The 2,072-nt window shown below is 68.3% G+C and carries 2 protein-coding genes; one reads left to right on the forward strand and one right to left on the reverse strand.

What is annotated here, in order from left to right; genetic code table 11:
* Window positions 1-15: 15 nt before the first annotated feature.
* Window positions 16-1,287 (reverse strand): LCP family protein, encoded by a 1,272-nt coding sequence (locus tag ACFWGJ_RS43460; RefSeq protein WP_387334505.1) that lies wholly within the window; start codon window positions 1,285-1,287, stop codon window positions 16-18.
* Window positions 1,288-1,406: 119 nt separating this feature from the next.
* Here ACFWGJ_RS43460 and ACFWGJ_RS43465 point away from each other — a divergent pair, with 119 nt between their 5' ends.
* The gene (locus ACFWGJ_RS43465) at window positions 1,407-1,952 is read left to right on the forward strand and encodes an acyl-CoA thioesterase (RefSeq protein WP_387334506.1); all 546 of its coding nucleotides are present in this window, start codon (window positions 1,407-1,409) and stop codon (window positions 1,950-1,952) included.
* The last annotated feature ends 120 nt before the right edge of the window (window positions 1,953-2,072 follow it).

A 2,072-nucleotide genomic window follows, 5' to 3' on the forward strand; every position in this document is an offset into this window, starting at 1 on the left:
TGTGTCAGGTGTGGCCTACCGGTCGCTCGTCACCGTGACCTTCTCGTCGTTCTTCAGCTGCTCGACCAGCTGCTTGACCTTCGCGGTGTCCCACTGGAGGTTGCCGTTGCCGGTGTTGCCCGAGATCGGCATGTTCATCGACTTGCCGTCGCCGCTGGTGACGCCCTTCATGGCCAGGAACATCGAGCCGAGGTCCCACAGCGACATGTCCTTGTCGACGGTGAGGGTGTCGAGGCCGGAGCTGAGCGTCGGGTAGAGCTTGAAGGGGTTCAGGACCGTGGACGGGGTCGCCGTCTGGTTGGCGAGCGCCGAGAGGAACTTCTGCTGGTTCTTCGTACGGTCCAGGTCGCTGCCCGCGAGCGCGTACCGGGTGCGGACGAAGGCCAGGGACTGCTCGCCGTTGAGGGTCTGCTTGCCCGCCTCGAAGTCGGCGCCGGACTTGGTGTCCTTCATGCCGCCCTTGGGGATCTCGATCTCCACGCCGCCGACGGAGTCGACGATCTTGGCGAAGCCGGCGAAGCCGATCTCCGCGTAGTGGTCGATACGAAGTCCCGTGTTGGCCTCTACGGTCCGCACGAGCAGCTCGGGGCCGTCCTCCGCGTACGCGGCGTTCAGCTTCACCTGGCGGCCGGTGCCCTGGAAGGTCTTGCCGGACTCGGAGCCCTTGAAGGTGGGAATCGTCACGTTCGAGTCGCGGGGCAGCGAGATCATCGTGTTCCCGTTGTCGCCCACGTGCAGGATCATCATCGAGTCCGTGCGCTTGCCGTCGGCGGAGCCCGTGTGGAGCTTCTTCTTCTCCTCGGCGGACATGCCCTCGCGGCTGTCGGAGCCGACGATCAGGTAGTTCGTGCCCTCGCCCGCGTCGGGACGGTCGATGACCTTCGACAGGTCGACGTCCCGGTTGAGCTTGGAGTCGGCCCAGAAGTACGTGCCCACGGTCACCACGACGAGCAGCGTGACCACGGTGATCGAGATCCACTTGATCCGCTTGCGCCAGTCCGGCGCGGGGCGGCCGGGCCGGCCGCCGGGACCGGGGCCCTGCGGACCGCCACCGCCCCCGTAGACCTGCCCCGTGTTGTATCCGTCGTAGCCGTTGTCACCGTGACCGTCGGTGTACGACTGCTGCGGCGGGACCCCGTGAGGAGGTGCCGAGGAGTGCGGGGCGCCGGCCGGGCCGCGCTGCACCTGCCGCATCACGCGGGCACCCTCGGGCTGGGCGCTCGCGCTGCCGCGGCCTTGGCGGTCGCCGCCGTTGTTTCCGGACCATCCCTGGGGCCAATCGTTCATGCGACCCAGTGTGCAGTGCCCGAGGGTGTGGCATACAAGGGTCTTCGGAAAATCGGATCAGGGCTGTTGCCAAGCTGATGCAAAGCGGCCCTTGCGCGCCCCGGCATAGGGTGGGCGGCATGACAGACCAGGCCACCACCCCGGAATCCGATATTCCGGGCAAGCCGACTTCGGCGTCCCGGACCACCCTCAGCCACATCATGAGCCACAACGACACCAACCTGCTCGGGACGGTGCACGGTGGGGTGATCATGAAGCTCGTCGACGACGCGGCGGGGGCCGTGGCGGGGCGGCACTCGGGCGGGCCCGCCGTCACCGCGTCCATGGACGAGATGGCGTTCCTGGAGCCCGTCCGCGTAGGTGACCTGGTGCATGTGAAGGCACAGGTCAACTGGACCGGGCGTACGTCCATGGAGGTCGGCGTCCGGGTGCTCGCCGAGCGGTGGAACGAGTCGACGCCGCCACAGCAGGTGGGGTCTGCGTATCTCGTGTTCGCGGCGGTGGACGCGGACGGGAAGCCGCGTCCGGTGCCGCCTGTGTGTCCCGAGACCGAGCGGGACGAGCGGCGGTATCAGGAGGCGCAGATCCGCCGCCAGCACCGGCTGGCTCGCCGACGGGCGATCCTGGCCCTCCGCGAACGCCGCGCGGCGGAAGGCTTGGACTAGCCGTCCGGCCGACGTGGGCGCACCCAAAAGACTGCGCAGTTCCCCGCGCCCCTAAAGACAAAAGACTGCGCAGTTCCCCGCGCCCCTGAGGGGGCGAAGGCGCAGCCGAGCCTTTAGGGG

It is taken from the genome of Streptomyces sp. NPDC060205, from assembly GCF_042728395.1.
In the GTDB taxonomy this organism is placed as follows: Bacteria; Actinomycetota; Actinomycetes; order Streptomycetales; family Streptomycetaceae; genus Streptomyces.